This is a genomic window from uncultured Streptomyces sp. (assembly GCF_947488945.1).
Taxonomy (GTDB): domain Bacteria; phylum Actinomycetota; class Actinomycetes; order Streptomycetales; family Streptomycetaceae; genus Streptomyces.
In genome coordinates this window covers 24844-51153 of record NZ_CANLBS010000012.1, presented here as the reverse complement: position 1 = coordinate 51153, position 26310 = coordinate 24844, and the positions used below count along the sequence as shown (strand labels likewise).

General features: G+C 73.3%; 22 protein-coding genes. 14 read left to right on the top strand and 8 right to left on the bottom strand.

All coding sequences use genetic code 11. The features are described from left to right. The first annotated feature begins 70 nt into the window (after positions 1-70). From Q0994_RS20120 to Q0994_RS20100, 5 genes are all read left to right on the top strand, one after another. Positions 71-1036 carry a VOC family protein gene (locus Q0994_RS20120; RefSeq protein ID WP_299536900.1) on the top strand — a complete coding sequence of 322 codons (966 nt, stop codon included), beginning with the start codon at positions 71-73 and terminating at the stop codon, positions 1034-1036. 183 nt (positions 1037-1219) lie between these two features. Next, a complete protein-coding gene (locus Q0994_RS20115) occupies positions 1220-2437 on the top strand; it encodes an FAD-dependent monooxygenase (RefSeq protein ID WP_299536897.1) in 1218 nt (405 codons plus the stop codon). A gap of 21 nt (positions 2438-2458) precedes the next feature. Next, positions 2459-3499 (top strand): cupin domain-containing protein, encoded by a 1041-nt coding sequence (locus Q0994_RS20110; RefSeq protein WP_299536895.1) that lies wholly within the window; start codon positions 2459-2461, stop codon positions 3497-3499. Positions 3500-3560: 61 nt separating this feature from the next. Further along, entirely contained in the window at positions 3561-4439 is an 879-nt protein-coding gene (locus tag Q0994_RS20105) for a fumarylacetoacetate hydrolase family protein (RefSeq protein ID WP_299536893.1), read from the top strand. A 100-nt stretch (positions 4440-4539) separates the two neighbouring features. After that, positions 4540-4986 carry a MarR family winged helix-turn-helix transcriptional regulator gene (locus Q0994_RS20100; protein WP_299536891.1) on the top strand — a complete coding sequence of 149 codons (447 nt, stop codon included), beginning with the start codon at positions 4540-4542 and terminating at the stop codon, positions 4984-4986. A 189-nt stretch (positions 4987-5175) separates the two neighbouring features. On the opposite strand, the gene Q0994_RS20095 is transcribed toward Q0994_RS20100, so the two are convergent. From Q0994_RS20095 to Q0994_RS20080, 4 genes are all read right to left on the bottom strand, one after another. Next, positions 5176-6834: a catalase gene (locus tag Q0994_RS20095; protein ID WP_299536888.1), complete on the bottom strand. Its 1659-nt coding sequence runs from the start codon at positions 6832-6834 to the stop codon at positions 5176-5178. 275 nt (positions 6835-7109) lie between these two features. Further along, the gene (locus tag Q0994_RS20090; RefSeq protein WP_299536886.1) at positions 7110-8669 is read right to left on the bottom strand and encodes a polysaccharide lyase family 1 protein; all 1560 of its coding nucleotides are present in this window, start codon (positions 8667-8669) and stop codon (positions 7110-7112) included. 771 nt (positions 8670-9440) lie between these two features. Continuing rightward, positions 9441-10331, bottom strand: a complete 891-nt coding sequence (locus Q0994_RS20085; protein WP_299536884.1) for an oxygenase MpaB family protein — start codon at positions 10329-10331, stop codon at positions 9441-9443. A 99-nt stretch (positions 10332-10430) separates the two neighbouring features. After that, complete coding sequence (locus Q0994_RS20080; RefSeq protein WP_299536881.1) at positions 10431-10829, bottom strand: TraR/DksA C4-type zinc finger protein; 399 nt, start codon at positions 10827-10829, stop codon at positions 10431-10433. A gap of 206 nt (positions 10830-11035) precedes the next feature. Here Q0994_RS20080 and Q0994_RS20075 point away from each other — a divergent pair, with 206 nt between their 5' ends. Then, positions 11036-11458: a PPOX class F420-dependent oxidoreductase gene (locus tag Q0994_RS20075; RefSeq protein ID WP_299536879.1), complete on the top strand. Its 423-nt coding sequence runs from the start codon at positions 11036-11038 to the stop codon at positions 11456-11458. Between the two features lie 304 nt (positions 11459-11762). Here the strand turns inward: Q0994_RS20075 and Q0994_RS20070 are convergent, their stop codons facing one another. Continuing rightward, the gene (locus Q0994_RS20070; protein WP_299536876.1) at positions 11763-13049 is read right to left on the bottom strand and encodes an MFS transporter; all 1287 of its coding nucleotides are present in this window, start codon (positions 13047-13049) and stop codon (positions 11763-11765) included. A 438-nt stretch (positions 13050-13487) separates the two neighbouring features. Here Q0994_RS20070 and Q0994_RS20065 point away from each other — a divergent pair, with 438 nt between their 5' ends. Together Q0994_RS20065 and Q0994_RS20060 are read left to right on the top strand one after the other, a co-directional pair. Next, positions 13488-14696 (top strand): MFS transporter, encoded by a 1209-nt coding sequence (locus Q0994_RS20065; RefSeq protein WP_299536873.1) that lies wholly within the window; start codon positions 13488-13490, stop codon positions 14694-14696. A 56-nt stretch (positions 14697-14752) separates the two neighbouring features. Continuing rightward, positions 14753-15577 carry an aldo/keto reductase gene (locus tag Q0994_RS20060; protein ID WP_299536870.1) on the top strand — a complete coding sequence of 275 codons (825 nt, stop codon included), beginning with the start codon at positions 14753-14755 and terminating at the stop codon, positions 15575-15577. 64 nt (positions 15578-15641) lie between these two features. Here the strand turns inward: Q0994_RS20060 and Q0994_RS20055 are convergent, their stop codons facing one another. Both Q0994_RS20055 and Q0994_RS20050 read right to left on the bottom strand, forming a co-directional pair. Further along, on the bottom strand, positions 15642-16592 hold the full coding sequence (locus tag Q0994_RS20055; RefSeq protein ID WP_299536868.1) for an endonuclease/exonuclease/phosphatase family protein: 951 nt from the start codon (positions 16590-16592) through the stop codon (positions 15642-15644). A gap of 211 nt (positions 16593-16803) precedes the next feature. Then, positions 16804-17073 carry a hypothetical protein gene (locus tag Q0994_RS20050; protein WP_299536865.1) on the bottom strand — a complete coding sequence of 90 codons (270 nt, stop codon included), beginning with the start codon at positions 17071-17073 and terminating at the stop codon, positions 16804-16806. Between the two features lie 280 nt (positions 17074-17353). On the opposite strand from Q0994_RS20050, the gene Q0994_RS20045 reads away from it, so the two are divergent. Continuing rightward, positions 17354-18061, top strand: a complete 708-nt coding sequence (locus Q0994_RS20045; RefSeq protein ID WP_299536862.1) for a DedA family protein — start codon at positions 17354-17356, stop codon at positions 18059-18061. A gap of 155 nt (positions 18062-18216) precedes the next feature. Here the strand turns inward: Q0994_RS20045 and Q0994_RS20040 are convergent, their stop codons facing one another. Next, on the bottom strand, positions 18217-19050 hold the full coding sequence (locus tag Q0994_RS20040; protein WP_299536860.1) for a MurR/RpiR family transcriptional regulator: 834 nt from the start codon (positions 19048-19050) through the stop codon (positions 18217-18219). Positions 19051-19528: 478 nt separating this feature from the next. Here Q0994_RS20040 and hutU point away from each other — a divergent pair, with 478 nt between their 5' ends. The 5 genes from hutU to Q0994_RS20015 all read left to right on the top strand — a co-directional run bounded on the left by hutU (position 19529) and on the right by Q0994_RS20015 (position 26310). After that, entirely contained in the window at positions 19529-21193 is a 1665-nt protein-coding gene (hutU, locus tag Q0994_RS20035; protein ID WP_299536858.1) for a urocanate hydratase, read from the top strand. After that, positions 21190-22404: an allantoate amidohydrolase gene (locus Q0994_RS20030; protein ID WP_299536855.1), complete on the top strand. Its 1215-nt coding sequence runs from the start codon at positions 21190-21192 to the stop codon at positions 22402-22404. Before hutU ends, Q0994_RS20030 begins: the two co-directional genes overlap by 4 nt. Next, the gene (locus Q0994_RS20025) at positions 22401-23786 is read left to right on the top strand and encodes a formimidoylglutamate deiminase (protein WP_299536853.1); all 1386 of its coding nucleotides are present in this window, start codon (positions 22401-22403) and stop codon (positions 23784-23786) included. The genes Q0994_RS20030 and Q0994_RS20025 overlap by 4 nt, the downstream gene beginning before the upstream one ends. 108 nt (positions 23787-23894) lie before the next feature. Continuing rightward, on the top strand, positions 23895-25058 hold the full coding sequence (hutI, locus tag Q0994_RS20020) for an imidazolonepropionase (RefSeq protein WP_299536851.1): 1164 nt from the start codon (positions 23895-23897) through the stop codon (positions 25056-25058). 172 nt (positions 25059-25230) lie between these two features. Beyond that, the gene (locus Q0994_RS20015; RefSeq protein ID WP_299536849.1) at positions 25231-26310 is read left to right on the top strand and encodes a tyrosine-protein phosphatase; all 1080 of its coding nucleotides are present in this window, start codon (positions 25231-25233) and stop codon (positions 26308-26310) included.

The window sequence follows — 26310 nt, the reverse complement described above, 5'->3', positions numbered from 1 at the left end:
GCGAATCGATTTCCCTGATTCCCCCTACCGGGGCCACATTGGTCGTACCGCTCTCAGAAGGGACGCCTTCGTGACACCCGCACCCGACCCCCGCCCGGCCGCGCCACCCCTGAGGGCCCGGTGCCCGGTCACCCATCTGCGCCACGTCGGACTGGCCGTGCCCGACCTGGGCAGGCAGGTCGACTTCTACGCGGGCGCGTGGGGCCTGACCGTGGTCGCCGAGGACTCCGGCATCGCCTTCCTCGCCGCCGAGGGCTCCCCGGAAAGCTTCGTGGTCCGGCTCCGCCGCGCGCCGGAGCGACGCCTCGACCTGCTGTCGTTCGGGGCGGCGGACACCGCCGCGGTCGACGCACTCGCCGCGCGGATGCTCACCTGCGACGTGCAGGTGATCGGGCGGCCGGGCCCACTCCGCACGCCGGGCGGGGGGCACGGTTTCCGCTTCTTCGACGTCGACGGCCGCACCGTCGAGGTCTCGGCCGACGTGGCGCCCCGCCGGCGCGGCCCCGGCGAGGGGCGGGACGCCGTCCCGGTCAGCCTGTCCCATCTGGCGGTGGAATCACCCGACATCGACCGCACGAGGGCGTGGTACGAGCGACACCTGGGCCTCGTCCCGGCGGGCACCCTGGGCTCCGCGCGTACCGGCGAGGTCGCGCACTTCCTGGAGGCCGACCGCCGACGGCCCGCGCTCACCGTCACGCGCGGCCCCCGCACGGCCCTGCACCACGTCTCCTTCGCGATGCGCGGGCCGGACGCGTCCGCGCGCGGCTCGGGGCGGGTCGCACGGGCCGGCTTCCGCCCGACCGACGCGTCCGGCCCCCTCCCCGCCGGGGTCCGTGCGGCGGTGCGCTTCCTCGATCCGCACGGCAACACCGTCGAGTACACCGAAGGTCCCGCCCCGCTCACGGGCGCCCCGGGACCGCAGACCCGCGGACCGTCCGGGCGGGCAGCCACCGCCGTGCGGGGCGACGGGGCCGCCGGGGCCCGGGAGCCGCACCCCGCGCCCGACCGGGGCTGCTTCATCGCCCCGCCGGTGTGAGCACCCGCAGTCCGGCCGGATCCCGCCCGTTGACCCCGGGGCATCACCTTCCTACAATCATCAGTACACCAATGATTGCCGCACATGACATTTCCGGCAGTCGCCGCCGGCGTCACCCCGCCCGCACCGCGCGGCCGCCCTCCGACACCCGCCGCCCCGTCCCCGTGACACCGAGGAGACCGCATGCCCTCGTCCCCGCATTCCCGTGAACTCGCCGTCGTGGGAGGAGGCATCGGCGGCCTGGCCGCCGCCCTGGCCGCCGCACGGGCCGGCCGGGAGGTGACGCTCGTCGAACGCGCCGCGGAGTTCGGCGAGATCGGAGCCGGTCTGCAACTGGCCCCCAACGCCTCGCTCGCGCTGGAGGAACTGGGCGTGCTGGACGAGGTGCGCCGCACGGCCGTCATGCCGCCCCGGCTGGTCATGATGGACGCGCTGAGCGGCGAGCGCGTGACCGAACTCGATCTGCGGTCGGACGCCTACCGGGAGCGGTTCCGCCACCCCTACGTCGTCATGCACCGCACCGATCTGCATGCCGCGCTGCTCGCGGCCTGCCGGGCCCACCCCCGCATCACCCTGTTCAACAGCCGCACGGTGACCGGCGCCGAGCAGGACGCCACCGGTGTCCTCCTGCGGTTCGCCGGGACCACCGAAGTGCTGCGCGCCGACGCGGTGGTGGCGGCCGACGGGCTGCACTCGCGCCTGCGCCGGCAACTGCTGGACGACGGCCCGCCCGTCTGCTCCCGCTACGTCGCCTACCGCGGCGCCCTGCCCATCGACCGGATGACCGGCAGCATGTCCGAGGACGCCGCCGCCGAAGCGGTCATGGTGTGGGCGGGCCCCCGCATGCACCTGGTGCAGTACCCCGTCCGCCGCGGCGAGCTGTACAACCAGGTGGCCGTCTTCGAGAGCGACCGCTACGACCCCGGATCGGACGACTGGGGCACCGAAGCCGAGCTGGAGGAACGCTTCGCCGGCACCTGCCGCACCGTCCGTGACGCGCTGCCGCTGATCTCCCGCGACCGCCGCTGGCCCCTGTACGACAGGGAGCCCGCCGACACCTGGGTGTTCGGGCGCGTCGCGCTGCTCGGCGACGCCGCCCACCCGATGCTCCAGTACCTCGCCCAGGGCGCCGCCCAGGCGCTTGAGGACGCCGTCGCGCTGGGCTCGGCCCTCGGCGCCCACGCCGACGCGGCCGACGCCTTCACCGCCTACACCGCGCGGCGCGGGGAACGCGCCGCACGCGTCCAGACCAACGCCCGCCGCTTCGGCGAGATCTGCCACCTGGAAGGCATGGGCGCCACCCTCCGCAACAGCCTCCTGCGCCTCCGCTCGCCGCAGGACTTCGACGACATCTCCTGGGTGTGGACACCCACCCGCACCACCGCTTCCGCCACCTCCTGACCCGACCGCGAGGAGACCACCATGACCGACGACGACCCCGCCTACGCGGCGCTGCAAGGTGTCGGAGCGGCCCCGCTCTGGCGCTACTACGGCAACCTCTTCCCCGCGCAGCCGCGCAGCCGCGCCGTCCCGTACCGCTGGAGCTGGCAGGAGCTGAGGCCCCACCTGCTGCACTTCGCCAAGACCCTCTCCCTCGACGAGGCCGAACGCCGGGTCCTGATGCTGGTCAATCCGGGGCTCACCGTTCCGCCCGCCACGGTCAGCACCCTGTACGCCGGGCTGCAGATCATCCTGCCGGGCGAGACCGCGCAGGCGCACCGGCACACGTCCAACGCCTTCCGCTTCGTCCTGGAGGGCAGCGGCGCCTGGACCACCGTCGACGGCGAACGGGTCCACATGGAACCGGGCGACCTGCTGCTGACCCCGGGCTGGCACTGGCACGACCACACGCACCGCGGCGAAGCGCCGATGATCTGGCTCGACGCGCTCGACTACCCCCTGGTCAACGCGCTGGAGGCGGGCTTCTACGAGAAGTACCCCGAACGCCTCCAGCCCGTCACCCGCCCCGACGACGCGGGCAGCCGGCACTTCCTGCACGGCCGCCTCAACCCGACCTGGCTCACCCAGGACGGGCCGAACTCCCCGATCAGCCGCTACACGTGGGCGGAGACCGCCCGCGCGCTCGACGCCGTCGCGGACTCCGCCGAGGGCAGCGACGTCGACGGCATCGTCCTGGAGTACACCAACCCCTGGACGGGCGGGCCCGTGATGCCCACCATCGGCTGCCGCGTGCAGCGCCTGCGCCCCGGGTTCCGGGGAGCCGGCCGGCGGCACACGGCCTCCACCATCTTCCAGGTGGTCCGGGGCGAGGGCGCCACGATCGTCGACGGTGTCCGACTGGACTGGGCCGAGCACGACACCTTCGCCGTCCCCGGCTGGGCCTCGTACCGGCACGTCAACGCCTCGTCCGGCCGGGACGCGGTGCTGTTCTCGTACAGCGACGAACCGGTGATGCGCGCCCTCGGGCTGTACCGCACCGAGAGCGCCGACCCGGGCGCCTGACCCCGGGCACCCGACCGGGCCGCGCCCGACCGCCCCACCGAACCGACAAGGAAACCCGCGCATGCGCCTCGCCCTGTTCCACGACGGCCGACTCGGACTCGTCGACGGCGACGACGTCGTCGACGTCACCGAACGCCTTGCCGGCCCCGGCCCCTACGGCCCCGCCGGCCCCCTGCACCGCCACATCGAGCGACTGGCCGAGGGCCACGGCCCCGCAGCCCCTGACCTGGACGGCTGCCCCCGCCGTCCGCTGGCGGACACGGTCCTCGAAGCGCCGCTGCCGTTCCCCGGCAAGATCATCGGAGCTCCGGTCAACTACCTGGACCACAAGGCCGAGATGGAGTACACCACCTCCGTCGCCGAGCTCGGCGTCTTCCTCAAGGCCAACTCGTCCGTCATCGGTCCCGGCCGCGACATCGTCCTGCCCTACACGGACCGGCGGACCGACCAGGAGGGCGAGCTCGGCGTCGTGATCGGCAGGACCGCCTCGCACGTCTCCGCCGACGAGGCGCTCTCGCACGTCTTCGGCTACACCTGCGTCCTGGACATCACCGTGCGGTCCGGCGAGGACCGCTCCACCCGCAAGTCCTTCGACACGTTCACCCCGCTCGGGCCGTGGGTGGTCACCGCCGACGAGATCCCCGACCCCGACGCCCTCGATCTGCGCTGCGACGTCGGCGGCGCCACCCGGCAGCGGACCAACACCGCCGACCTGATCTACGGCGTGCGCGAACTCGTCGCCTACACCAGCTCCGTCATGACGCTCCACCCCGGCGACGTGATCGCGACCGGCACGCCGGCCGGTGTCGGCCCCCTCGCGCACGGCGACCGCGTCGTGGTGGAGATCGAGCGCGTCGGACGCCTGGAGGTCGGCGTGGACGGATCGCGCGCCCAGCCGTACGACCGGCGTCCGGGCCACCGCGCCGGCCCGAAGGACTGAGGGGGAAACCCGGCGCGCCGGCGCGGTGCCGTCCGCTCGTAGACTCGCGGAGCACCGCCGCCGCGCCGGCGGCACCGCGCCACGAGAGAAGGACGGCCCCTTGGCACGCGCACTGGACCTGGAGAGCTACGTCGGACACCTGATCCGCCGGGCGGAACAGGTCCACACCGCCCTGTGGGCGGAACACGTCTCCCGCGAGGTCAGCTCCCAGCAGTTCGCCGTCCTCAACACCCTCGCGCGCGAGCCGGGCATCGACCAGCGCACGCTGGCGGGGCGCACCTCGCTGGACCGCTCCACGGTCAACCTCATCGTGCGGCGGTTCACCGACCAGCACCATGTCGTCCAGGTACGGGACCCGGACGACCGCAGGCGCACCCTGCTCGACCTCACCCCGGCGGGCGAACAGCTCCTGCGCGGCTTGATCCCGGCGGCCGAGCGGGTCAACGCCCGGCTGATGGATTCGCTGCCGGAGACCGAGCGGGCCGTGGCGGTCTCCCTGCTGCGGAAGATCGCCTGCATGGAGGACCGGGCGCCGGACGGCCGCTGATCCGCCCGAACCGCCACCGGGGGAACGTACCGATTCGACCCGCCCTGACCGGTCCCCCGTCCCACCGGCCCGCTCCGCCCCCTGACCGCCCGCCGGACCACAGGGTGCGGGGCCGGGACACGCCCGTGCCCCGGCCCCGCACCGCGCGTCATCCGTGGACGCCCTCCGCCCGAGCCCGCCGCGTGCGAATCAACGCTTCACGGTGTGACGCTTGTTGGGCACGCAGTGCGTCATGGTGAGACCGGCGACGTCGCGGGGCGGATTGTGACCGAGGCGCGCGAGGCGCTCGCGCTCCTGCTCGTCGAGGTTCTGGGTGGGCAGCGGCTCCAGGTGGGACACGTCGTCCGGGCCGATGCCGAGCCCTTCCCCGACCCGCAGACCGAGGTCGTTCTCCACCATGAGCAGGTGCCAGACCATGCGCTCCTGGACGGGCCGGTCGCACTGCGCGAACAGGTCGGTGAAGTTCTTGACCAGATCGTCGCGCTCCCACTGCTCCATCAGCTGGTAGCGCTGCCCGGCCTGCTGGTAGTCGTTGGTCCGCGGAATCCGGGACCGGGTGAGCCGGCCGCGCAGTTCCGGGCCCTGCTCGTCGTGGGTGGGGTACCGGGCCTCCCGGAGGCCGCCGGTGATCGACGGTTCGTAGTTGACCTCGGGGTTCTCCCCGCCGTGGCCGTTGTCGTAGGCCATCAGGCCGTCCCGCTGGTTGGTGGCGACACGGGCGTGCTTGGCCTGGTTGACCGGCAGCTGGAGATAATTGGGGCCAACCCGGTAGCGCTGGGTGTCGCTGTAGGAGAAGGTGCGGCCGACCAGCATCTTGTCGTCCGAGAAGTCCAGCCCGTCGACCAGGACGCCGGTGCCGAAGGAGACCTGCTCGTTCTCGGCGAAGTAGTTGTCCGGCACCCGGTTCAGGACCATCCGGCCCACCGGCCGGGGCGGGAATTCCTGCTCGGGCCAGGTCTTGGTGTCGTCCAGCGGGTCGAAGTCCAGCTCCGGGTGCTCGTCGTCGGACATCATCTGCACGACCAGCTCCCACTCGGGGTACTCGCCCCGCCCGATCGCCTCGTACAGGTCCTTCGTCGCGTGCCCCAGCTCGCCCGCCTGGACGTTCGCCGCGTCCTCTTCCGTCATGCTGCTGACGCCCTGCTTGGGCAGCCAGTGGTACTTGACGAGCACGGTGCCGCCGTCGGCGTTGACCCACTTGTAGGTGTTGACCCCGAAGCCCTGCATGTGGCGGTAGTCGGCGGGGATGCCGCGCGGACCGAACAGGTTCACCAGCATGTGCATGCTCTCCGGGGTCTGCGACATGAAGTCGAAGATCCGGGCCGGCTTCTGCTCGTGGCCGACCGGGTCGGGCTTGAGGGCGTGGATCACGTCGGGGAACTTGATGGCGTCCCGGATGAAGAAGACACCGAGGTTGTTGCCGACCAGGTCCCAGTTGCCGTCCTCGGTGTAGAACTTCACCGCGAATCCGCGCGGGTCGCGGGCGGCCTCGGAGGAGTCGCGGCCGCCGATCACCGTGGAGAAGCGCACCGCCACGTCCGTGCGCTTGCCCGCCTCCTGGAACAGCTTGGCGCGGGTGTAGCGCGCGATCGGCTCCTCGCCCCACTTCCCGTACGCCTCGAAGAAGCCGTACGTGGTCACACCGCGCGCGTGCACGACCCGCTCGGGGATGCGCTCCCGGTCGAAGTGGCTGATCTTCTCCAGGAACTGGTAGTTCTCCAGCGTGGCCGGGCCGCGTGCCCCGACGGTGCGCTGGTTCTGGTTGTCGTAGACCGGATGGCCCTGCCGGTTGGTCAGCACCGGACGGTCGTCGCCCGCGTCGCTGCCCTTGCCCACCGTGTCGGTCATGGTCCGCACTCCTCGCCTCTCGGGAAACACGTACGCCGGGGTGTTCCCCCCGGGGGCCGCTCCGTGCGGGTTCGGGCGGGAACATCCGCCATCCGTGGGCGCAGCAGGACCCGTCCGGCCGCCCGGACGGGCCCCGACGGAGCCGCCGCAGCCGCCCCGGACACGCCGGAGGGCCGCCACGGAGGTGGCGGCCCTTGCGTCGGCGGGACGGGACGGCGTAGGGGCCGGCCCGTCGTCACCTCGTGCGGCGGTCCTGGTGCCAGGACCGGCGTACGTCAGCTCGCGTAGGTCTCGAACTCGGCGATCTTGGGGGTGCCGGAGGCACTGGTGATCTCGAAGGTGATCTTCTTCGCCGAGACCGGCGAGAAGGCGGCGGGACCGGCCGTCGTGCCCGTGGCCAGGACCGCACCGGTGTCGCCGTTGAGGATGCGCCAGCCCTTGACGACACCGGTGGCGCCGGATGCCTCACGGACGTTGACCTTGGACACCGTGGTGGCGGAGTCCCACTTGACGGAGACCGATCCGGTGGTGCCGCTCGGCGACCAGAAGGTGCTCAGACTGCCGTCCTTGACGTTGCCGTAGCTGCTGCCGGACGCCTTGCTCGAACCGTCGGCTCCCGCACCGAGGCTCAGGTTGGTCCCGCTGGGCTGCGTCGGACCGGTGGTCGGGTCCGGGGTGGGGCTGGTCGGCGCGGTCGGGGTCGGCGTCGGCGTCGGGGTCGGGGTGGTCGGCGTGCAGCTGCCGTCCGACACCTTCAGCCCCTTGTTGGCACCCGCGGTCGCGGCGACGATGGCCGGCACGCAGCTGGCGTTGTCCAGGGTGTAGGAGTACGGGATGCTGACCGTGGTGTTCGACGTCGGGTTGGGCCCGGCGGGCTTGTTCTCGGCGCTCGGGGTCGACCAGGTCACGTTGTCGAAGGTGTTGCCGCTGACCTGCCAGTAGCCGGCCGCGTCGGTGTAGAAGGTGCCGAGGACGTCCTTGGAGTCCTTGAAGTAGTTGTTGTCCACCTTCGCGCGGCCCCCGGCACGGGAGTTGATCCCGGACTCGTTGAGCTTCACGTAGTAGTTGTTGTAGATGTGCGCGATGCCGCCACGCAGCAGCGGGGTACGGGAGTCGAGGTTCTCGTACAGGTTGTGGTGGAACGTGACGTTGCCGTTGGACAGTTCGGTCTCGCTCGACCCGATGAGTCCGCCGCGGCCCGAGTTGCGCAGGGTGCTGTAGGACAGGGTCACGTACTGGGTGTTGTCCTTCATGTCGAACAGGCCGTCGTAGCCCTCCGACTCGCCGCCCGAGGCCTCCAGGGTGGCGTGGTCGACCCAGACGTTGCGGACGTTGCTCTCCATGCCGATGGCGTCGCCGCCGTTGGAGGTCGGCGAGCCGGACTTCTTGACGTTCTTGACCGTCACGTTCTGGATGATGATGTTGCTGGACTCCCGGATGTGGATGCCCAGTTGGTCGAAGACCGCGCCGCCGCCGACGCCCACGATCGTGACGTTGCTGATCTGCTTCAGCTCGATCACGCCGTCGGCCGTGTTGCAGCTGGCGCCCGACACCTTGGCGGTGTTGGCGTGGTTGATGGTCCCCTCGACCTGGATCGTGATCGGGGTGGTGCTGCTGGCCCGGCTGCACAGGGCCTGGTGGATCGCGGTGCCCGTGGTGGCCTTCACCGTCTGGCCGCCCGCCCCACCGGTGGTGCCACCGTTCTGGGTCGCGTAGCCGGTCACTCCGCCGGTTGCGGCAGACGCCTGCGGCATCGCCACGACCACACCGGTCGCGGCCGCCACGGCCATCGTGCCCAGCGCCGCATAGAGACGCAGTGCTGCTGGTCGCTTCATTTCCATGTCCTCAATTCACCTGTGAATGACGTGCGTTGCCGGTTCAGGTGGTGCGGCGGGCCCTCCGCGGTCCGTCCGGTGACACCGGACGGACCCGACGGCGGCCCTGATGCGGGTACTGCTCCCGAAGCGACCGGACCGGCGGATCCGGCGCGGCCCGGAGTACAGGCCACTGGGCTCAGAAGGAGAAAGCGCTTTCTGGACGTGACCATAGAGCCGCCCGAGTTTGACTGACAAGGCTCGTGCAGCGGCGAAATGACTATTCCGCTCCGCCGGGCGCGTCCGCACACGGCACCCTCGGACCGACCGGACTCCCACCGGGAGAGAAAGCCGACGTGAGAGGCAACATGCCTGTTCCAAACCTCGGTTGACCCGACAAGAAATCTCCGCGAAATCTTGTCGACCCACGCCGGGCGGCCGATCCGTGACGCTCCGGCGCACACGGCCAGCTTCCGGTTCAGGACCGGCAAACGACCCATGGGGTGGAGAAGGCGCTTTCTGTCACGAGTCGCCTTCAGGTGTCATGCGAGTGGTCGGACCTTGCTTCGGTCGGATACGGGGACGGCCGTCCCCTACGGCTGTACGCGTCGGGCAGGCGGGGGGTGGGGCGCACCCTCTGGGCACGCGGGCGGGACGGGGCTGGGGCCGGAACGGCAGGGTGGGACGGGGCTGGGGCCGGAACGGCCGGGCGGGGCGGGGCGGGGCCGAGGGCGGCAGGGCTGGGCGAGGGCCGGGCGCATCGGGGTGGGCGGGGCCGGGCGCACCCTCGCGTCATTCCCCGTCGGCCGGTCCGGGCCTCGTCGGCGGCGCCGGGAGGGCCCAGCGGATGGTGCGGGTGATGAGGTGGCCGGTGGGGGCGACGAAGGCGCGCTCGAACCGGGGGACGTAGGGAAGGTGCAGCGGGGCGCGGGCCCACGACGGCAGCAGGGCGATCGCGTTGGCGGCGAGCACGGCGTACGGCGCGCGGGCCGCGAGCGGCAGCGGCGGGCGCAGCAGGATGAAGCGGGCCGCCTCCAACGCCTCGGGGGTGGAGCGCAGTTCGGACCGGTAGGAGGCGATGCACCGGTCCAGTTCGCGGCGGCTGCGCGGCGGGTTCTCGGCACCGAGGGCGAGGGCGACCCGTGCGGCCGAGTCGAGGTAGGCGTCGCAGCCGGCGCCGTCCAAGGGGTCGCGTCCGTAGCGCAGATGGGCCCGGAGGAAGCTGTCCACCTCGGTGGCGTGCACCCAGGTGAGGAGGTGGGGGTCGGACGCGCGGTACCGCTCCCCGGCCGCGGTGACGCCTTCCACCCGCGCGTGGACGCCGCGCACCCGGGCGACCGCCGCCTCGGCGTCCGCGGCGGTGCCGAAGGTGGTCACGGCGAGGAAGGTGCTGGTGCGCTGGAGGCGGCCCCACGGGTCGCCCCGGTAGCCCGAGTGGGCGGCCACCGCCGCCATCGCCAGCGGGTGCAGCGACTGGAGCAGCAGGGCACGGAGGCCGCCGACGAACATCGACGCGTCGCCGTGGACCCGGCGGACCGGGTCGTCCGGGGCGAACCAGCGAGGCCCCGGTGTGGTGTGGATGCGCGCACGGGTCGCCGGGCCGTCGGGACCGGCGACCCGGCCGAAGAGCCCGGCTCCCAGCCGCTGGCGGACCGTCCTGGGCACGTAAGCCGGATCGTCCATGGTTCCAGTATCCGCCCCCCGGACGGAACGGGGACCGCCTCCGGGCCGGCAATCGACGCGTCCGGCCGAGGCTCGACGGGCGGCGTGTTCCGCTGCCGCTCACCGCCGCCCGGTGCGGACCGTGGCGCATCCTACGCAGGTGGTCGCCGCGGGGCGCACCTCGAGACGGGCCTCCGCGATCGGCTCGTGGCAGCGTACGCACACCCCGTAGTCATCGCCGCCTTCGAGCCGTTGCACGGCCCGGTCCAGCTCGTCCAGGTGCGCGTGCGCCGCCGCCAGGAGCGACGCCACGTGCGCGCGTTCGAACGCGGTGCTCGCCCCCTCCGGGTCGTGCTCGTCGTCGACCGCCACCAGGGCGTTCGCCTCGACGATGCCCTCGTACTCCCGGTCCAGCGACGCGATCCGCGCGAGCGTCCCGGCACGCGCTTCCTCCAGCCTCCCGCGCGCGTCGGGATGCTCGGGCAGAGGCGGCTGGGGCAGGGCGAACACAGGGGACATGTCCGCCACAACACGGACGGGCCGGACACCATTCCGGATCCCGCCCGGCGACGGCGGCGGCCCGGGCGCGACCGGGCGGATCCGTCGGCCGCCGCGCGCGACGCCCGACCCGCGGCTGCCCCGGCACCGGCCGTCCCGCGCCTACGATCACGTCACGGGCCGGTCCGGACGGTCCGTGAGCCCTGTGCCCCCCACCTGGAGGAACCGTGTCCAAGCCCCCGCTGCCCGAAGACGCCGTGGCCATGCTCGCCCGGCCCAACCCGTGCACCATCACCACGCTGCGCTCGGACGGGGCGCCCGTCTCCACCCCGACCTGGTACCTGTGGGAGGACGGCCGCGTCCTGGTGAGCATGGACGAGGGACGGGTCCGGCTGAAGCACCTGCGCCGCGACCCCCGGGTGACCCTCACGGTCCTGGACGAGAACGACTGGTACACCCATGTGAGCCTGCTGGGCCGGGCCGTCGAACTCCGCGACGACGAGGGTCTCGCCGACATCGACCGCATCTCCACCCACTACACCGGGCATCCGTACCCGGACCAGGTGCGCGCCCGCGTCACCGCCGTCATCGAGATCGACCGCTGGCACGGCTGGGGCACCCACAAGGACAACGACCAGGCGTCCACCTGAGCGGCCACGGGCGGCGGACGGCGCGACGGAGGCGCGCGCACCTCGGCCCCCGGCTCCCCGGCACCCCGGCTCCGGTCCGGCTGCCCGCACGCGGCTGCCTGCCGGACCGGTCGGCAGAGGAACATCCGACGGCAGGGCGACCCGGCCGCCTCGACAGATCGACGCCGGGCCGATGGCCCCTGTAGGGGCCCGCACCGGTGAGGACGGCCGGACCCGCACCACGGGTCCGGTCGTCCCGTGCACCGGCCGCTCCGGCCCCGGCCCGGCCGGCGGAACCGTCGGTGCCGGTTTCGGCGACCGGGGCTCAGCCCGCGGTCGCGGGCGCGTCGGCGACGGGGGGCGCGGCGGCGACGGAGCGGCGGCCGGCCGCCAGGAGCACCACCGCGACGACCGCCGAGGCCGCACCGAGCAGTCCGACGGCCGCGGCCAGGCTTCCGGCCGCCCCTTCCAGCGCGATCAGCACCAGCGGGCAGACGAACTCTCCGCCGAAGAAGGCGGCGAGCCACAGACCGGTGCCGCGCCCGCGGTCGGCGAAGTCGAGGCGGCCCATGGCCCGGGTCAGCAGGGACGGCAGCAGGAAGCCCGTACCGACGCAGTTGACGACCGCCCCGATCACCAGCACCAGCGTGTTCCCGGCGAGGAACATGATGCCGAACCCGACCGCGCAGACCGCGAAGACCAGCGGCAGCACCGGGTCGGCGGGGCTGCGGCGCCGGGAGAAGACGATCGCGCCGGCCACCGTGGCGGCGCTGGCGGCAGCGGTCGCCAGACCGATGATCCCGGTCTCCTCCACCCCCAGGTCGTCCAGGAGGAAGGCCATCTCCACCGGGACGGTGTAGAACACCATGGCCCCGAAGAAGGTGAGCGCACAGGTGGTGGCCAGCGCGCGCCAGGGGAAACTCCGCTTTGCCGTCCCGGCATCGGCTGCGGCGCCGGCGGCCTCGGCGGGAACGGGTTCGGCGGTGCGCCGGGCCGGGCGGGGCAGGGCGACGGCCATCAGCGGGGCGAGCACGAGGCTGACCGCGTACATCCAGAACGGCACCCGCCAGCCGGCCGAGCCGGCGGCGCCGCCCAGCACGAAGAAGGCGGTGGCGGAGGCGGAGGCGCACATGGTCTGGAGGGCCAGGTAGCGGTCGCGTCGGGGGCCGCTGTAGTAGTCGCCGATGAGCGTGGTGCAGCAGGTCATGATCGCGGCCTCGGTGACGCCGACGAGCACCCGGCTCACCAGGATTCCGCCGAGCGACTCCAGCCACAGCGGAGCCGTGCCGAACACCGCGTACAGCACGGTGGCGACGACCAGCAGCCGCTTCCGGCCGAGGCGGTCGACGATGAGCCCGGCGAACGGCGCGAGGACGGCCAGCGAGAGCGCGGGGATCGTGAGCACGAGCGGCACGAGCGCCTCGGCGCCGGCCACGGAGGCGAAGTGGTCCTCGATCTTCGGCAGTACGGGGCTGATCAGCACCGCGCCGAGGATCGGCAGGCAGCTTCCCGCCATGAGCAGCGCCACGCGCAGCAGATGGGCGGGGCCGGACACCGGCAGCGCGTCGGGGGCGCGGCCGGTGCCGGCCGTCGGGGTGGCGGAACCGGGCATGGCAACTCCAGGGCAGGGACGGGACGGAGAACGGTTTCGGGACGGTTCCGGGCACGCCGACGAGCGGGCGCGGGCCCGGCATGCTTGCGGAGAGGCGGGAAGCACGCCCGGTCGTCGCCGCCGGGCCCCTTCGCGCTGACGGAACGACTATGCGGGCCTCGCGCGCACGCTGCCTAGCCTCTGCGCCATCGATGTACCTGATCCCCGCCATCCACCGGCCTGATAAGTCCCAGGGCGGACCCATCCGGCGCGCGTGGCTGATGACCAGCGGAAGTCTCCCTTCCGGCTGTGACGGACCGGCCGAAATGCTTGCGCGCAAACACATACACCCCGCGCATTCAACCTCCACTTGCATATAACCCGCGCCTGCAACTATCGTGATGCCAGAAAGGCCCGGCAAGGGCCCCGTCCCCCTCCCCCACCCTGAAGGGCTTCCCCATGCCTCTCGCGCTCCTGGCCCTGGCCATCGGGGCCTTCGGAATCGGCACCACCGAGTTCGTGATCATGGGCGTGCTGCCCCGGGTCGCAGGCGATTTCGGCGTCACCATCCCGACCGCGGGGTGGCTGGTGACCGGTTACGCGCTCGGCGTCGTCCTCGGCGCCCCGCTGCTGACGGTGCTGGGCACCCGTGTCTCCCGCAAGAAGATGCTCATGTTCCTCATGGTGCTCTTCGTGGTCGGCAACACCCTTTCCGCGGTGGCGCCCGTCTTCGGCGTCATGCTCGTCGGGCGGATCGTCGCCTCGCTGGCGCACGGGGCGTTCTTCGGCATCGGCTCCGTCGTCGCCGCACAGCTCGTCGCCCCGGAGAAGAAGGCCTCGGCCATCTCGCTGATGTTCATGGGTCTGACGGTCGCCAACGTCGTCGGCGTCCCCCTCGGGACCTACGTCGGGCAGGCGGCCGGCTGGCGCGTCACCTTCGCCGCCGTCGCCGCGCTCGGTGTCGTCGGATTCCTCGGCGTGGCCAGGCTGGTCCCCGAGGCGGGCAAGCCCGAGGGCGTCCGCGTCCGGACGGAGTTCGCCGCCTTCCGCAACGTCCAGGTGTGGCTGGCCATGGCGATGACCGTGCTCGGCTACGGCGGTGTGTTCGCCGCGATCACCTACATCACCCCGATGATGACCGACGTGGCCGGCTACTCCGAGGGCGCCGTCACCTGGCTGCTCGTCCTGTTCGGCCTCGGCATGTTCGTGGGCAACCTGCTGGGCGGCAGGTTCGCCGACCGCGCCCTGATGCCGTTGCTGTTCACCTCGCTCGGCGCACTCTCGGTCGTGCTGCTGCTGTTCACGGTGACCGCCCACCACAAGGTCCTGGCCGCCGCCACCCTCGCGGTGATCGGAGCGCTGGGCTTCTCTACCGTGCCGCCGCTGCAGAAGTGGGTCCTCGACCAGGCATCGGCCGCCCCGACCCTGGCCTCCGCCGCCAACATCGGCGCCTTCAACCTCGGCAACGCGCTCGCCGCCTGGCTGGGCGGCCTGGCCATCGCCGGAGGCCTCGGCTACACCGCGCCGAACTGGATCGGCGCGGCGCTCGCCGGCGCCGCGCTGCTGCTGGCCCTCCTCGCGGCCCACCTCGACCGCCGCTCCCGTGCCGCCGCCACCCATCCGGTCGCCGAAGCACCGGCGCCGGAACCGGCCGCCGTCACCGGTTAACGACCCGGCCCCTCTGCCCCGTACTCCGCACACACACGCACAGTCAGGAACCTCGCATGACCTCCGTACCCACCGTCACGCTCCACAACGGCGCCAAGATCCCCCAGCTCGGCTTCGGCGTCTTCCAGGTGCCGGACGACGAGACCACCGCGGCCGTCTCCGCCGCCCTCGAAGCCGGTTACCGCTCCATCGACACCGCCGCCGTCTACGGCAACGAGGCAGGCGTGGGCCGGGCGGTCGCCCGGTCCGGCGTGGAACGGGCGGACCTCTTCATCACCACCAAGCTGTGGAACGCCGACCAGGGCTACGACTCCGCCCTGAAGGCCTTCGACGCCAGCCTCGCCGAACTGGGCCTGGACTACGTGGACATGTACCTCATCCACTGGCCCACCCCGGCCCGAGACCTCTACCTCGACACCTGGCGCGCCCTGGAGACCCTGGTCGCCGACGGCCGGGTCCGCACCGCCGGTGTCTCCAACTTCCAGCCCGCGCACCTGGAGCGGCTGATCGCGAACAGCTCGCTGGTGCCTGCCGTCAACCAGATCGAACTGCACCCCGGCCTCCAGCAGGCCGCACTGCGTGCGCTGCACGCCGGACGGAACATCGCCACCGAGGCCTGGAGCCCGCTGGCACAGGGCGCGGTGCTCGGGGAGGACGCGATCGTCTCCGCCGCAGCCCGGCACGGCAAGTCGCCCGCCCAGGTCGTCATCCGCTGGCACCTGCAGCTCGGCAACGTGGTGATCCCGAAGTCCGTCACCCCGGCGCGGATCCGCGAGAACATCGAGGTCTTCGACTTCGTCCTGTCGGACGACGAGATGCGGTCCATCGCCGCGATCGACCGCGGCCTGCGCACCGGACCGGACCCGGACACCCTCAACTAGGCCCGGACGCCCAGGAATCCGGGCGCTGCGGGCGCACCGGACCCTGCCGGCCGGCGCCCGCCCGTCAGCCTCCGTCGCCCGGGTTCGCGGGAAGCACCGCGAGGACCGCGAGGACGCCGAGGTGGTCCGTTCCGGGGAGGGAGTGACCGGAGACGGAGACGCCCGCGAGGCCGTCACCGTGCAGCACGTGGTCGAGCTGGACCAGGGGCGGGACGGGGGCCGCGCCGGCCGGCCAGGTGGGGGCCCAGCCCTCGCCCAGTTCGGCGTGGGTGTCGGTGAGGCCCGCGGCGAGGAGCCGGCGCATGGGAGCGTGGTCCAGAGTCGCGTTGAAGTCGCCGAGGAACACGGTGTCCGGGCCTTCCCTCCGCGCCAGGGCGGCCAGCGCGTCCAGGTCGCGGGTCCACCGCCCGGCGTCCCCGAGCGGGTAGTAGGTGTGGACCGCGACGAGCCGTACGGTACGCCCGCCGACCATCACACCGGCGGTGGTCTGGGGCCACGCGGTGTCGCCGTCGGTGGCGCCGGCGCCGGTCAGGGGCAGCCGCGAGTAGATCGAGGAGTCGTCTTCGGGGTGTGCCTCGCGGTGCGGCAGCAGGTCGCCCAGGCCGGCCCGGTCGAGCGCTGCGAGCCCCGCGGCGGGGGTCTGCTCCAAGGCCAGTACGTCGATCCGAGCGGTGCGCACCAGCGCCACCACCGCCCGGGGATCGGCCCCGCCCGCTTCGGTGTTGAGCGTCAGCACGCGCAACTGCGCGGTGCCGGGCGGAATCCGCACGTCGTCCGGTACGAACCTCGGTACGAGCAGCCAGGCTTGTGCGGCGACCACCACGAGCGCGACGGCCGCAGTGAGCCACGACCGCAGGCGCCGGACGCCGGCCGTCAGCACGAGCACCAGCAGAGCGAGTGCGGCCGTGCAGGGGAAGAGGGCCAGCGGCACCGCGAGCGGTGTTCCGGAGTCTGCCCCGGTCAGCCTTACCAGGAGCAGCGCGGCGGGCACGGCGAGCACCAGGGCGCAAAGCATCCCCGGCAGCCTGCTCCGCCCACCGCGGCCGGATCCGCGCCGCCGCCCGCCGGGAGCACGGGACGCGCTCCCGCTCCCGCCCGTGTGTGACCTGGTCATGTCCCCGCCCCCGTTGCTCCGCGCCCGGAATTCCCCGACCGGAGTCCCCCGCCAGTGGGAAGATCGTACGGGCGGGGGCCGGGGTGCCGGCGGGCGCACCGGGCGGGGCGCCTCACACGGTCGGCCGGAGACGGGGAACGCGGAAGCCGCCGTGCACCGGCGGGCCGGGACGCCGCCCGCGCCAGCGCCGCAGCCGCGTCCGCACGACGACCGCGTCGTGGTCCGTGTACGTCGCGGGTTCCACGGTGACCCGCGGGCCGGCCAGGTTGCCGTAGACGTGCTGGATGCCGGGGGCCTGGGCGGCGGCCGCGTCGGTCAGGGTCCACATGCCCCGCGGGGCGCAGGACGCGTGCCGGTTGACGTCGCCGGCGAAGATCGTCACCGGATCACCCCTGGCCGGTCGTCGGGCAGTCCGGTCGTCGGGCGCGACCCTCCGACCGGCACGACCACCTGACCGGCAGATGATCCGCCCGTCAGATCATCTGCCGGTACCTTCGTCCGAAAGGATAAGAATCAACCGATAAGACAGAAAAGACGTTCGTCACCCGCGTCGGTTCCGCACCCGGCCGACGTGGACCGGGACGGCTGCCTGAGTCTCTTCCTCCGGGGTAGGCGAAGACGGCGACCGCATTCAGCGCCGACCGCCCGTCTGGAGAACCCGCATGGCCCTCGCGACCGCCCAAGCCCTCCCGGACCAGCCCGCGGGTGGATTCGCCGGGTGGGCGACGAGCCTCGTGGAGACCATGGGCGGACCCGGCGCCGGACTGGCCATCGCGCTGGAGAACCTCTTCCCGCCGCTGCCCAGCGAGGTCATCCTGCCGCTGACGGGCTTCGCCGCGGGACAGGGCTCGATCAGCCTGCCCTCCGCACTGTTCTGGACCACGCTGGGTTCGGTGGTCGGCGCGGCGGTCCTCTACTGGATCGGGCACCTGCTCGGCCGCGACCGGATGCACCGCGTCTGGGCCAGGCTGCCGCTGGTGAAGAGCTCGGACCTGGAACGCACCGAGACGTGGTTCGCCCGGCACGGCACGAAGGCAGTGTTCTTCGGCCGGATGGTGCCGGTCTTCCGGAGCCTGATCTCGGTCCCGGCCGGCATCGAACGGATGCCGCTGCCGCGCTTCCTGGCCCTGACCACGGCCGGCAGCCTCATCTGGAACACGGTCCTCGTCATGGCGGGGTATCTGCTCGGCGACCAGTGGCACGTGGTGGAGACCTATGTGGGGTTCCTCTCCAAGGCCGTGCTGGTGCTGGCCGTCGTCGCCGTCGCGGCGTGGGTGACCCGGCGCGTCCGGTCCGGCCGGCGCGCGCGGCGGCAGGAGGAGAGCCGGGAGCGGGAAGAGGACCCGGAGCACTCCGGCCGCGCCTCCTGAACTCCGCCCCCGGCACCCGACCACGGACCCTGCCCCCGCCGGACCCCCGCTTCAGGCCTCGGGGCCGCACTACCGGCCCCGGAACCCCCGTCCCCGGCAACCCGGCCGCGTTCCGGGCGGTCTTGCCCGAGGCCCCGCCATCCCCGCCGACCCATTCACTCCACGAACAGCCCCCGCGCCGCCGCCCCCGCGTCGAACTCCTCCAGCCGGGCCTGGGCGTCCGGGAGGTGGTCGCACATGGCTTCCAGCAGGACGCGCCCGAGGAGCATCGGGCCACAGGCGGTGTCGAAGGCGAGGCCGGTGCCGACGGCCGCGGGGAGCAGCAGGTCGCTGTGGCGGGCGACCGGCGCGAAGGCGGAGTCGGCGACGGTCACGACGGTCAGGCCGCGCGCCCTGGCGTGGGCCAGCGCGTCGACGACTTCGCGCGGATGGCGGGGCAGCGCGAAGCAGAGCAGGGCGCTCGCTCCGGCGCGTACGGCGGCGTCGACGCGGTCGGTGAGCATGGTGCCGCCCTCGTCCAGCAGTCGGACGTCGGGGTGCACCTTGGCGGCGAAATAGGCGAAGCCGTACGCCTGGGAGGCCGCGGCGCGCAGGCCGAGGACGGGCAGTGGGTCCGAGGCGGCGAGCAGCTTTCCGGCCTCGGTGACGGGGGTGGGGTCGGCGAGGACCTCGGAGAGGCGGCGCAGGTTCTCCAGTTCACCGGCTACCGCCTGCTGGTACTCGTTGAGTTCGGAGGGGCGGTCGGCGCCTTCGGGGGCGGCGTCGCGCAGATGGCGGCGGAGCGCCGGGTAGCCGTCGAACCCCAGGGCGACGGCGAAGCGGGTGACGGAGGGCTGGCTGACGCCCGCGAGCTCGGCCAGTTCCACGCTGGACATGAACGGCACGGTGGCCGCGCTGCGCACCATGCTGTGCGCGATGCGCCGCTGCGTGGGCGTCAGCCGGTGGCCGTCGAAAAGCTCCTGGAGCCGTGCCGCCGGGGTGTCGCTCATGCCGCCCTCCCTCTTCCTCTGCGTTCTTCGACGGGCTCTCGCCCCGCCGTGCGGCCATCCTGCCCGGCCGGACGGCCCACTGTCACCGGGGGTCACGGCGAGTCACCCGACACCTCTGGAGGTCACCGGGGGTCACCGGCGGACCACTGGAGGCGCAGGCAGGGCGCATCACCGGCGACACGTCGGGAGGAGTGCGTCCGACGACCGAGAAGTCTGCATGACCCTATGCCGGGCGGGCGGGAGGACCGCCCGGCAGGCCCCGCCCACGAGCACGGCTCTCGGACGCCGAGCACTCGGCGGCCCTCACCCGTCCCGGCATCCGGGGCGTTCGGACCCCGTCCGGCGCGCCGGACGGCGGTCACCGCCCCGCCGGTGGCGAGAGTGAGCAGGGGACCCCCCGTTCGGGCCCCCTATTGACTAGTTCTTATTCATGATGTGACCATCTGAATAGATACCACAGATGCGCCAGGAGGCACCCATGTCAGGAGCAAGGCCCGTACGCGCCCCCCGCGGCACCGCGCTCACCGCCCTGGGCTGGCCCCAGGAAGCCGCGCTGCGGATGCTGCAGAACAACCTCGACCCCGAGGTGGCCGAGCACCCCGACAAGCTGGTGGTCTACGGCGGCACCGGCAAGGCGGCCCGCGACTGGCGCTCGTACGACGCCATGGTCCGCACCCTGCGCACGCTCAAGCAGGACGAGACCATGCTGGTCCAGTCCGGGCGTCCGGTCGGCGTGATGCAGACCCACGAGTGGGCGCCCCGCGTCCTGCTCGCCAACTCCAACCTGGTGGGCGACTGGGCCAACTGGGAGGAGTTCCGCCGCCTGGAATCGCTCGGACTCACCATGTACGGCCAGATGACGGCCGGTTCGTGGATCTACATCGGCACCCAGGGCATCCTCCAGGGCACCTACGAGACCTTCGCGGCCGTCGCCGCGAAGAAGTTCGGCGGCACCCTGGCCGGCACCATCACCCTCACCGCCGGACTCGGCGGCATGGGCGGCGCCCAGCCGCTCGCCGTCACCATGAACGACGGCGTGGCGATCTGCGTCGACTGCGACCCGCGCGCCATCGGCCGCCGGATCGAGCACGGTTACCTCGATGTGCGGGCCGACAGCCTGGCGCACGCCCTGACACTGGCCACCGAGGCACGGGACGCGCGCCGCCCCCTCTCCATCGGTCTGCTGGGCAACGCCGCCGCACTCCTGCCCCGCATGCTCGCCGACGGCGCGCCCATCGACGTGGTCACCGACCAGACCTCCGCGCACGACCCGCTGTCCTACCTCCCGCTCGGCGTCGACTTCGCCGACATGGCGGCGTACGCGGCCGAGAAGCCGGCCGAATTCACCGACCGCGCACGGGAGTCGATGGCCCGGCACGTGGAGGCGATGGTCGGCTTCCAGGACGCCGGGGCCGAGGTGTTCGACTACGGGAACTCCATCCGGGGCGAGGCCCGCACCGCCGGGTACGAGCGCGCCTTCGCGTTCCCCGGCTTCGTCCCCGCGTACATCCGGCCGCTGTTCTGCGAGGGCAAGGGCCCCTTCCGCTGGGCCGCCCTCTCCGGCGAGGCGTCCGACATCCACAAGACCGACCGGGCGATGCTCGACCTCTTCCCCGGCAACGAGTCGCTGGCCCGCTGGATCAAGATGGCCGGCGAACGGGTGCGCTTCCAGGGGCTGCCGGCCCGGATCTGCTGGCTCGGCCAGGGCGAACGCGCCCTGGCGGGAGAGCGGTTCAACGACATGGTGGCGAGCGGCGAACTCGCGGCGCCGCTGGTCATCGGCCGCGACCACCTGGACACCGGCTCGGTCGCCTCCCCGTACCGCGAGACCGAGGCGATGCTCGACGGCTCCGACGCCATCGCGGACTGGCCGCTGCTCAACGCCCTCGTCAACACCGCCTCCGGCGCGACCTGGGTCTCCCTCCACCAGGGCGGCGGGGTGGGCATGGGCCGCTCCATCCACGCCGGGCAGGTCAGCGTCGCCGACGGCACCGAACTCGCCGGGCAAAAGATCCGGCGGGTGCTGACCAACGACCCCGCCATGGGCGTCATCCGCCACGTGGACGCCGGTTACGACATCGCCGGGCGCACCGCCGCCGACCAGGGCGTCCGCATCCCGATGCGCGAGGACGGGCGGGGATGAGCGCCGCCTCCTTCCACGAGATGTGGACCGGTCTCCTGCCGATCGGCCGGGACGCCTCCACCGGCGGCTACCACCGGCACGCGTGGACCGGCGCGGACGCCGACTGCCGTGCGTGGTTCGCCGCGCAGGCGGCCGACCGGGGCATGGTCTGCGAGACCGACCGCAACGGCAACCAGTGGGCCTGGCTGGGCGATCCGGCCGGTTCCGACGCCGTCGCCATCGGCTCGCACCTCGACTCGGTGCCGGGCGGCGGCGCGTTCGACGGGCCGCTCGGCGTGGTCTCCTCCTTCGCGGCGATCGATGAACTCCGCCACAGGGGAGTGGAGTTCACCCGGCCCGTGGCGGTGGCCAACTTCACCGACGAGGAGGGGGCCCGGTTCGGGCTCGCCTGCGTCGGCTCGCGGCTGGCCGCCGGGCAGCTCGCCCCCGACGCGGCCCGCGCCCTGCGGGACGCCGACGGAACCACCCTGGCGGCCGCGATGGAACGCGCCGGCCGGGATCCGGAGGCGATCGGCGCGGACCCCGAACGGCTGGGCAGGATCGGCGCGTTCGTGGAACTGCACATCGAGCAGGGCCGCGCCCTCGACCTCACCGGCTCACCGGTCGGCATCGCCTCGGCGATCTGGCCGCACGGCCGCTGGCGGTTCGACTTCCACGGCGAGGCGAACCACGCCGGGACCACCCGGCTCACCGACCGGCGCGACCCGATGCTCACCTACGCGGCGACCGTCCTGGCCGCCCGGCAGGAGGCCGCGGCGGCGGGCGCCCTGGCCACCTTCGGCAAGGTGTCCGTCGAGCCGAACGGGGTCAACGCGGTGCCCTCGCTGGTCCGCGGCTGGCTGGACTCGCGGGCCGCCGAGCAGTCCACCCTGGACGCCCTGGTGGCGGCCGTGGAGAGCGCGGCCCGCGACCGCGCGGGCCGGGACGGCACCCGCGTCGACGTCGTACGGGAGTCGTTCACCCCGGAGATCACCTTCGGCGACGGACTGCGCGACACCCTCTCGCGGCTCCTCGGCGACCAGGTGCCGGTGCTGGCGACCGGAGCGGGACACGACGCTGGAATCCTGTCCGCGGCCGTCCCCACCGCCATGATGTTCGTCCGCAACCCGACCGGCGTCTCCCACTCGCCCGCGGAGACGGCGGACGAGGACGACTGCGTCGCCGGCGTGACGGCCCTCGCCGACGTACTGGAAGGACTCGCCTGCGCATGAGCACCGACACCGCGCCCGGAGCCACCGGCGCCTACTGGCTGGAGCACGCCTGGCTCGGCGACCGGGTCGCGTCCGGGGTGCTCCTCACCCTGGCGGGCGACCGCGTCGCCCGGGTCACCCCCTCCACGGCCGCCGCCCCGCCGGGCGCCACCGTGCTGCGCGGCCTCACCCTGCCCGGCCTCGCCAACGCCCACTCGCACGCCTTCCACCGCGCGCTGCGCGCAGTCGCCCAGGCGGCCGGCGGCGCCTCGGCCACCGGTGCGGCGCCCGAGTCCTTCTGGGCCTGGCGCGAGGTCATGTACGCGGTGGCGGCCCGGCTGACGCCGGACAGCTACTACCGGCTGGCCCGCGCGGTGTACGCGGAGATGGCACTGGCCGGCATCACCGCGGTCGGGGAGTTCCACTATCTCCACCACTCCCCCGACGGCACGGCGTACGCCGATCCGAACGCCATGGGCCGGGCCCTGATCGCCGCCGCCGACGACGCGGGCGTCCGGCTCACCCTGCTGGACACCGCCTACCTGTCGGCGGGGTTCGGCGCCCCTCCCGGCCCCGGTCAGCTCCGCTTCAGCGACGGCAGCGCCGACGCCTGGGCGGCGCGGGCCGACGCGCTGAAGGACGGCGAACGGCTCCGGATCGGCGCCGCCGTGCACTCGGTACGGGCCGTGCCGGCCGAACAGCTCGGCACCGTCGCGGAGTTCGCCCGGCTGCGCGGCGCCCCGCTGCACGTGCACCTCTCCGAGCAGCCCGCGGAGAACGAGGCGTGCCTGGCCGCCCACGGATGCACCCCGGCCCGACTGCTGTCCGACCACGGGGTGCTGGGGCCGTCCACCACCGGCGTCCACAACACCCATCTCACCGACGAGGACATCGCTCTGCTCGGCTCCACCGGGACCGGCACCTGCATGTGCCCGACCACCGAACGCGATCTCGCCGACGGCATCGGGCCCGCGGCCGCCCTGGAGCGGGCGGGCTCCCCGCTGAGCCTGGGCAGCGACAGCCACGCGGTGATCGACCTCTTCGAGGAAGCGCGGGCGATGGAGCTGAACGAACGGCTCCGTACCCGCGCCCGCGGCCACTGGAGCGCGGCCCGGCTGCTGGAGACCGCGAGCGGCGGCGGCCATCGCGCCCTCGGCTGGCAGGACGCCGGGCGGCTCGCGCCCGGCGCGCTCGCCGACTTCACCACCGTCGCGCTCGACTCGGTGCGCACCGCGGGGGCCGACGTCCGCCACGGCGCGGAGACCGCCGTGTTCGCGGCGTCGGCGGCCGACGTGCGGCACACCGTGGTCGGCGGCCGGGCCGTGGTGGTGAACGGCACGCACACCGGGGTGTCCGACGTTCCGGGCGCCCTGGCGGCGGCCGTCGCCGCCCTGCGCGACTGAACCCGCCCGTTCGCCGGACCGGTCCGGGCGGCGGGGGAGACGCCCCCGGACCGGCCGCCGCCCCCGCCCCCGTAGGCGCGGACCCTTACCTCCAGGAGAGAACCCCCGATGACCAGTACCGCCCTCACCCGCATCGGCACCCTGATCACCAACGACCCGTCGCACGGCACCGGTCCGCTCGGGGTCCTCCGGGACGCGGCCGTCGTCGTGGAGGACGACCGGATCGTCTGGGTCGGCGACAGCGCGCGGGTGCCGTCCGCGGACGAGAGGGTCGACGCCGGCGGACGCGCCGTGCTGCCCGGCTTCGTGGACTCGCACGCGCACCTGGTGTTCGCCGGCGACCGCACCGAGGAGTTCGCCGCCCGGATGTCGGGCCGCCCCTACTCGGCGGGCGGCATCCGCACGACCGTCGCCGCCACCCGCGCCGCGAGCGACGCCCAGCTCACCGAGAACCTGACCCGGCACCTCGCCGAGGCGCTGCACCAGGGCACCACCACCCAGGAGACCAAGTCGGGCTACGGACTGACCGTGGCCGACGAGGCGCGGGCGCTGCGGATCGCGGCCGACCACACCGAGGAGGTCACCTATCTCGGCGCCCACGTCGTCCCGGCGGACACCGACCCGGCGGCGTACGTCGAGCTGGTGACGGGCGAGATGCTGGACGCCTGCGCGCCGTACGCCCGGTGGGTGGACGTCTTCTGCGAGCGGGGCGCGTTCGACGGCGACCAGGCACGCGCGGTCCTGGAAGCCGGCATCGCGCGCGGGCTCCGGGCGCGGGTGCACGCCAACCAGCTCACCGAGGGACCGGGGGTACGCCTCGCCGTGGAACTGGGCGCGGCCTCGGCGGACCACTGCACCCACCTCTCCGACGCCGACGTGGACGCGCTCGCCGCCGGCAGCACGGTGGCCACCCTGCTGCCCGGCGCCGAGTTCTCCACCCGCGCGCCCTGGCCCGACGCCCGGCGGCTGCTCGACGCGGGCGTCACCGTGGCACTGTCCACCGACTGCAACCCCGGCTCCTCCTACACCAGTTCGATGGCGTTCTGCGTGGCGCTCGCGGTGCGCGAGATGGGGATGACGCCCGACGAAGCGGTCTGGTCGGCCACCGCGGGCGGCGCGGCCGCGCTCTGCCGCACCGACATCGGGCGGATCGCCCCGGGCGCCCGCGCCGATCTGCTGATGCTGGACGCCCCCAGCCATGTGCACCTGGCCTACCGTCCGGGGGTGCCGCTGGCCCACGCGGTGTGGCAGCGCGGGGTCCGGGTGCGCTGACGGGCCCGCGGGGCCGCGCCGGTGCGACCGCCCGCGGGCCCCGGCGTCCGCGTCGGCCCAGGTCGGAGCGGGTACCGCCCGCTCCGTGGCATATACACCGGTCATCCGGTCTGCACCGCGCGGCCAGGCTCCGTACACCTTCCGGTCGTTCCCGCCCCGGAACATCCGGGACATGAAGACCTCCTCCCTCGCCGGGGCGGCGCTCGTGCTCGCCACCGCGACCGCTTCCCTCGCGGCTCCCTCGGCCGTCGCCCTCCCCTCCCATTCCGCCTCGCACGGCTCGGCCGCGGCCCGGCACATCCCCTTCACCGAGGCGACGGTGACGGCCGGCGACGACGGTTCGTTCCGCATCGCATGGAAGTCCCCCGGTGTGCAGAAGGTGACCGTCCGGGCCGGCGGGCGCGCCGTGGCGCACGGCGGATCCAGCGGTGACGTGACCGTGCGCGGGCTGAAGGCCGCCGACCGCCAGTGGTTCGACCTGGTGCCGGAGCGCGGTGGTTCGCTGCACCTCGCCGACCGGCTGATCAAGCTCGACGGGACCGTCAACGTGCGGGACGCCGGCGGCTACCGCACCTCGGACGGCCACTGGGTGCGCATGGGCGCGGTCTACCGCTCCGACGCGCTGGACAAGCTCACCACCGCCGACCTGGCCAAGCTGAAGCGGCTCGGCATCCGGTCCGTGTACGACCTGCGGATGGAGTCGGAGCGGACTTCGGCCCCGGACCGGGTGCCGGCCGGTGCGACCTACCACGTCGCCGACGTCATGGGCGCCTCGTCGCCCGCCTCCACTCTGCCGACCAGCGAGGCCGCGGCCGTCGCGATGATGGTCGAGGGCGAGAAGTACATGGTGTCGGGCGCCACCGCCCAGGCCGCCTTCAGCTCGGTGTACGCGGGCGTCGCCGACGACGACCGGCGCGGCGTGCTCTACCACTGCACCGCCGGCAAGGACCGCACCGGATGGTCGACGGCCGCGCTGCTGACCGCGCTCGGCGTACCCCGCTCCACCGTGACGTCCGACTACCTCGCCAGCAACACCTACCGCGCCGAGGCGAACGCGGCGGCCCTCGCCGCGATGCCCGCGGAGCAGGCGAAGGTCTACAAGCCGCTGCTGGACGTGCGCGCCGAGTACCTCAACTCGGGCTTCGACGAGGTCCGTGACTCCTACGGCTCGTTCGGCACGTACCTGCGCAAGGGCCTCGGCATCGACGCGCGCGAACTGCGCGACCTGAAGAGCGACCTGCTGATCGGCTGA

Coding starts and splice junctions, on each gene's coding strand:
- Q0994_RS20115 (WP_299536897.1), top strand. CDS start 1,220: ATGCCCTCGTCCCCGCATTCCCGTGAACTCGCCGTCGTGGGAGGAGGC.
- Q0994_RS20110 (WP_299536895.1), top strand. CDS start 2,459: ATGACCGACGACGACCCCGCCTACGCGGCGCTGCAAGGTGTCGGAGCG.
- Q0994_RS20105 (WP_299536893.1), top strand. CDS start 3,561: ATGCGCCTCGCCCTGTTCCACGACGGCCGACTCGGACTCGTCGACGGC.
- Q0994_RS20095 (WP_299536888.1), bottom strand. CDS start 6,834: ATGACCGACACGGTGGGCAAGGGCAGCGACGCGGGCGACGACCGTCCG.
- Q0994_RS20090 (WP_299536886.1), bottom strand. CDS start 8,669: ATGAAGCGACCAGCAGCACTGCGTCTCTATGCGGCGCTGGGCACGATG.
- Q0994_RS20085 (WP_299536884.1), bottom strand. CDS start 10,331: ATGGACGATCCGGCTTACGTGCCCAGGACGGTCCGCCAGCGGCTGGGA.
- Q0994_RS20080 (WP_299536881.1), bottom strand. CDS start 10,829: ATGTCCCCTGTGTTCGCCCTGCCCCAGCCGCCTCTGCCCGAGCATCCC.
- Q0994_RS20070 (WP_299536876.1), bottom strand. CDS start 13,049: ATGCCCGGTTCCGCCACCCCGACGGCCGGCACCGGCCGCGCCCCCGAC.
- Q0994_RS20065 (WP_299536873.1), top strand. CDS start 13,488: ATGCCTCTCGCGCTCCTGGCCCTGGCCATCGGGGCCTTCGGAATCGGC.
- Q0994_RS20060 (WP_299536870.1), top strand. CDS start 14,753: ATGACCTCCGTACCCACCGTCACGCTCCACAACGGCGCCAAGATCCCC.
- Q0994_RS20055 (WP_299536868.1), bottom strand. CDS start 16,592: ATGCTTTGCGCCCTGGTGCTCGCCGTGCCCGCCGCGCTGCTCCTGGTA.
- Q0994_RS20045 (WP_299536862.1), top strand. CDS start 17,354: ATGGCCCTCGCGACCGCCCAAGCCCTCCCGGACCAGCCCGCGGGTGGA.
- Q0994_RS20040 (WP_299536860.1), bottom strand. CDS start 19,050: ATGAGCGACACCCCGGCGGCACGGCTCCAGGAGCTTTTCGACGGCCAC.
- hutU (WP_299536858.1), top strand. CDS start 19,529: ATGTCAGGAGCAAGGCCCGTACGCGCCCCCCGCGGCACCGCGCTCACC.
- Q0994_RS20030 (WP_299536855.1), top strand. CDS start 21,190: ATGAGCGCCGCCTCCTTCCACGAGATGTGGACCGGTCTCCTGCCGATC.
- Q0994_RS20025 (WP_299536853.1), top strand. CDS start 22,401: ATGAGCACCGACACCGCGCCCGGAGCCACCGGCGCCTACTGGCTGGAG.
- hutI (WP_299536851.1), top strand. CDS start 23,895: ATGACCAGTACCGCCCTCACCCGCATCGGCACCCTGATCACCAACGAC.
- Q0994_RS20015 (WP_299536849.1), top strand. CDS start 25,231: ATGAAGACCTCCTCCCTCGCCGGGGCGGCGCTCGTGCTCGCCACCGCG.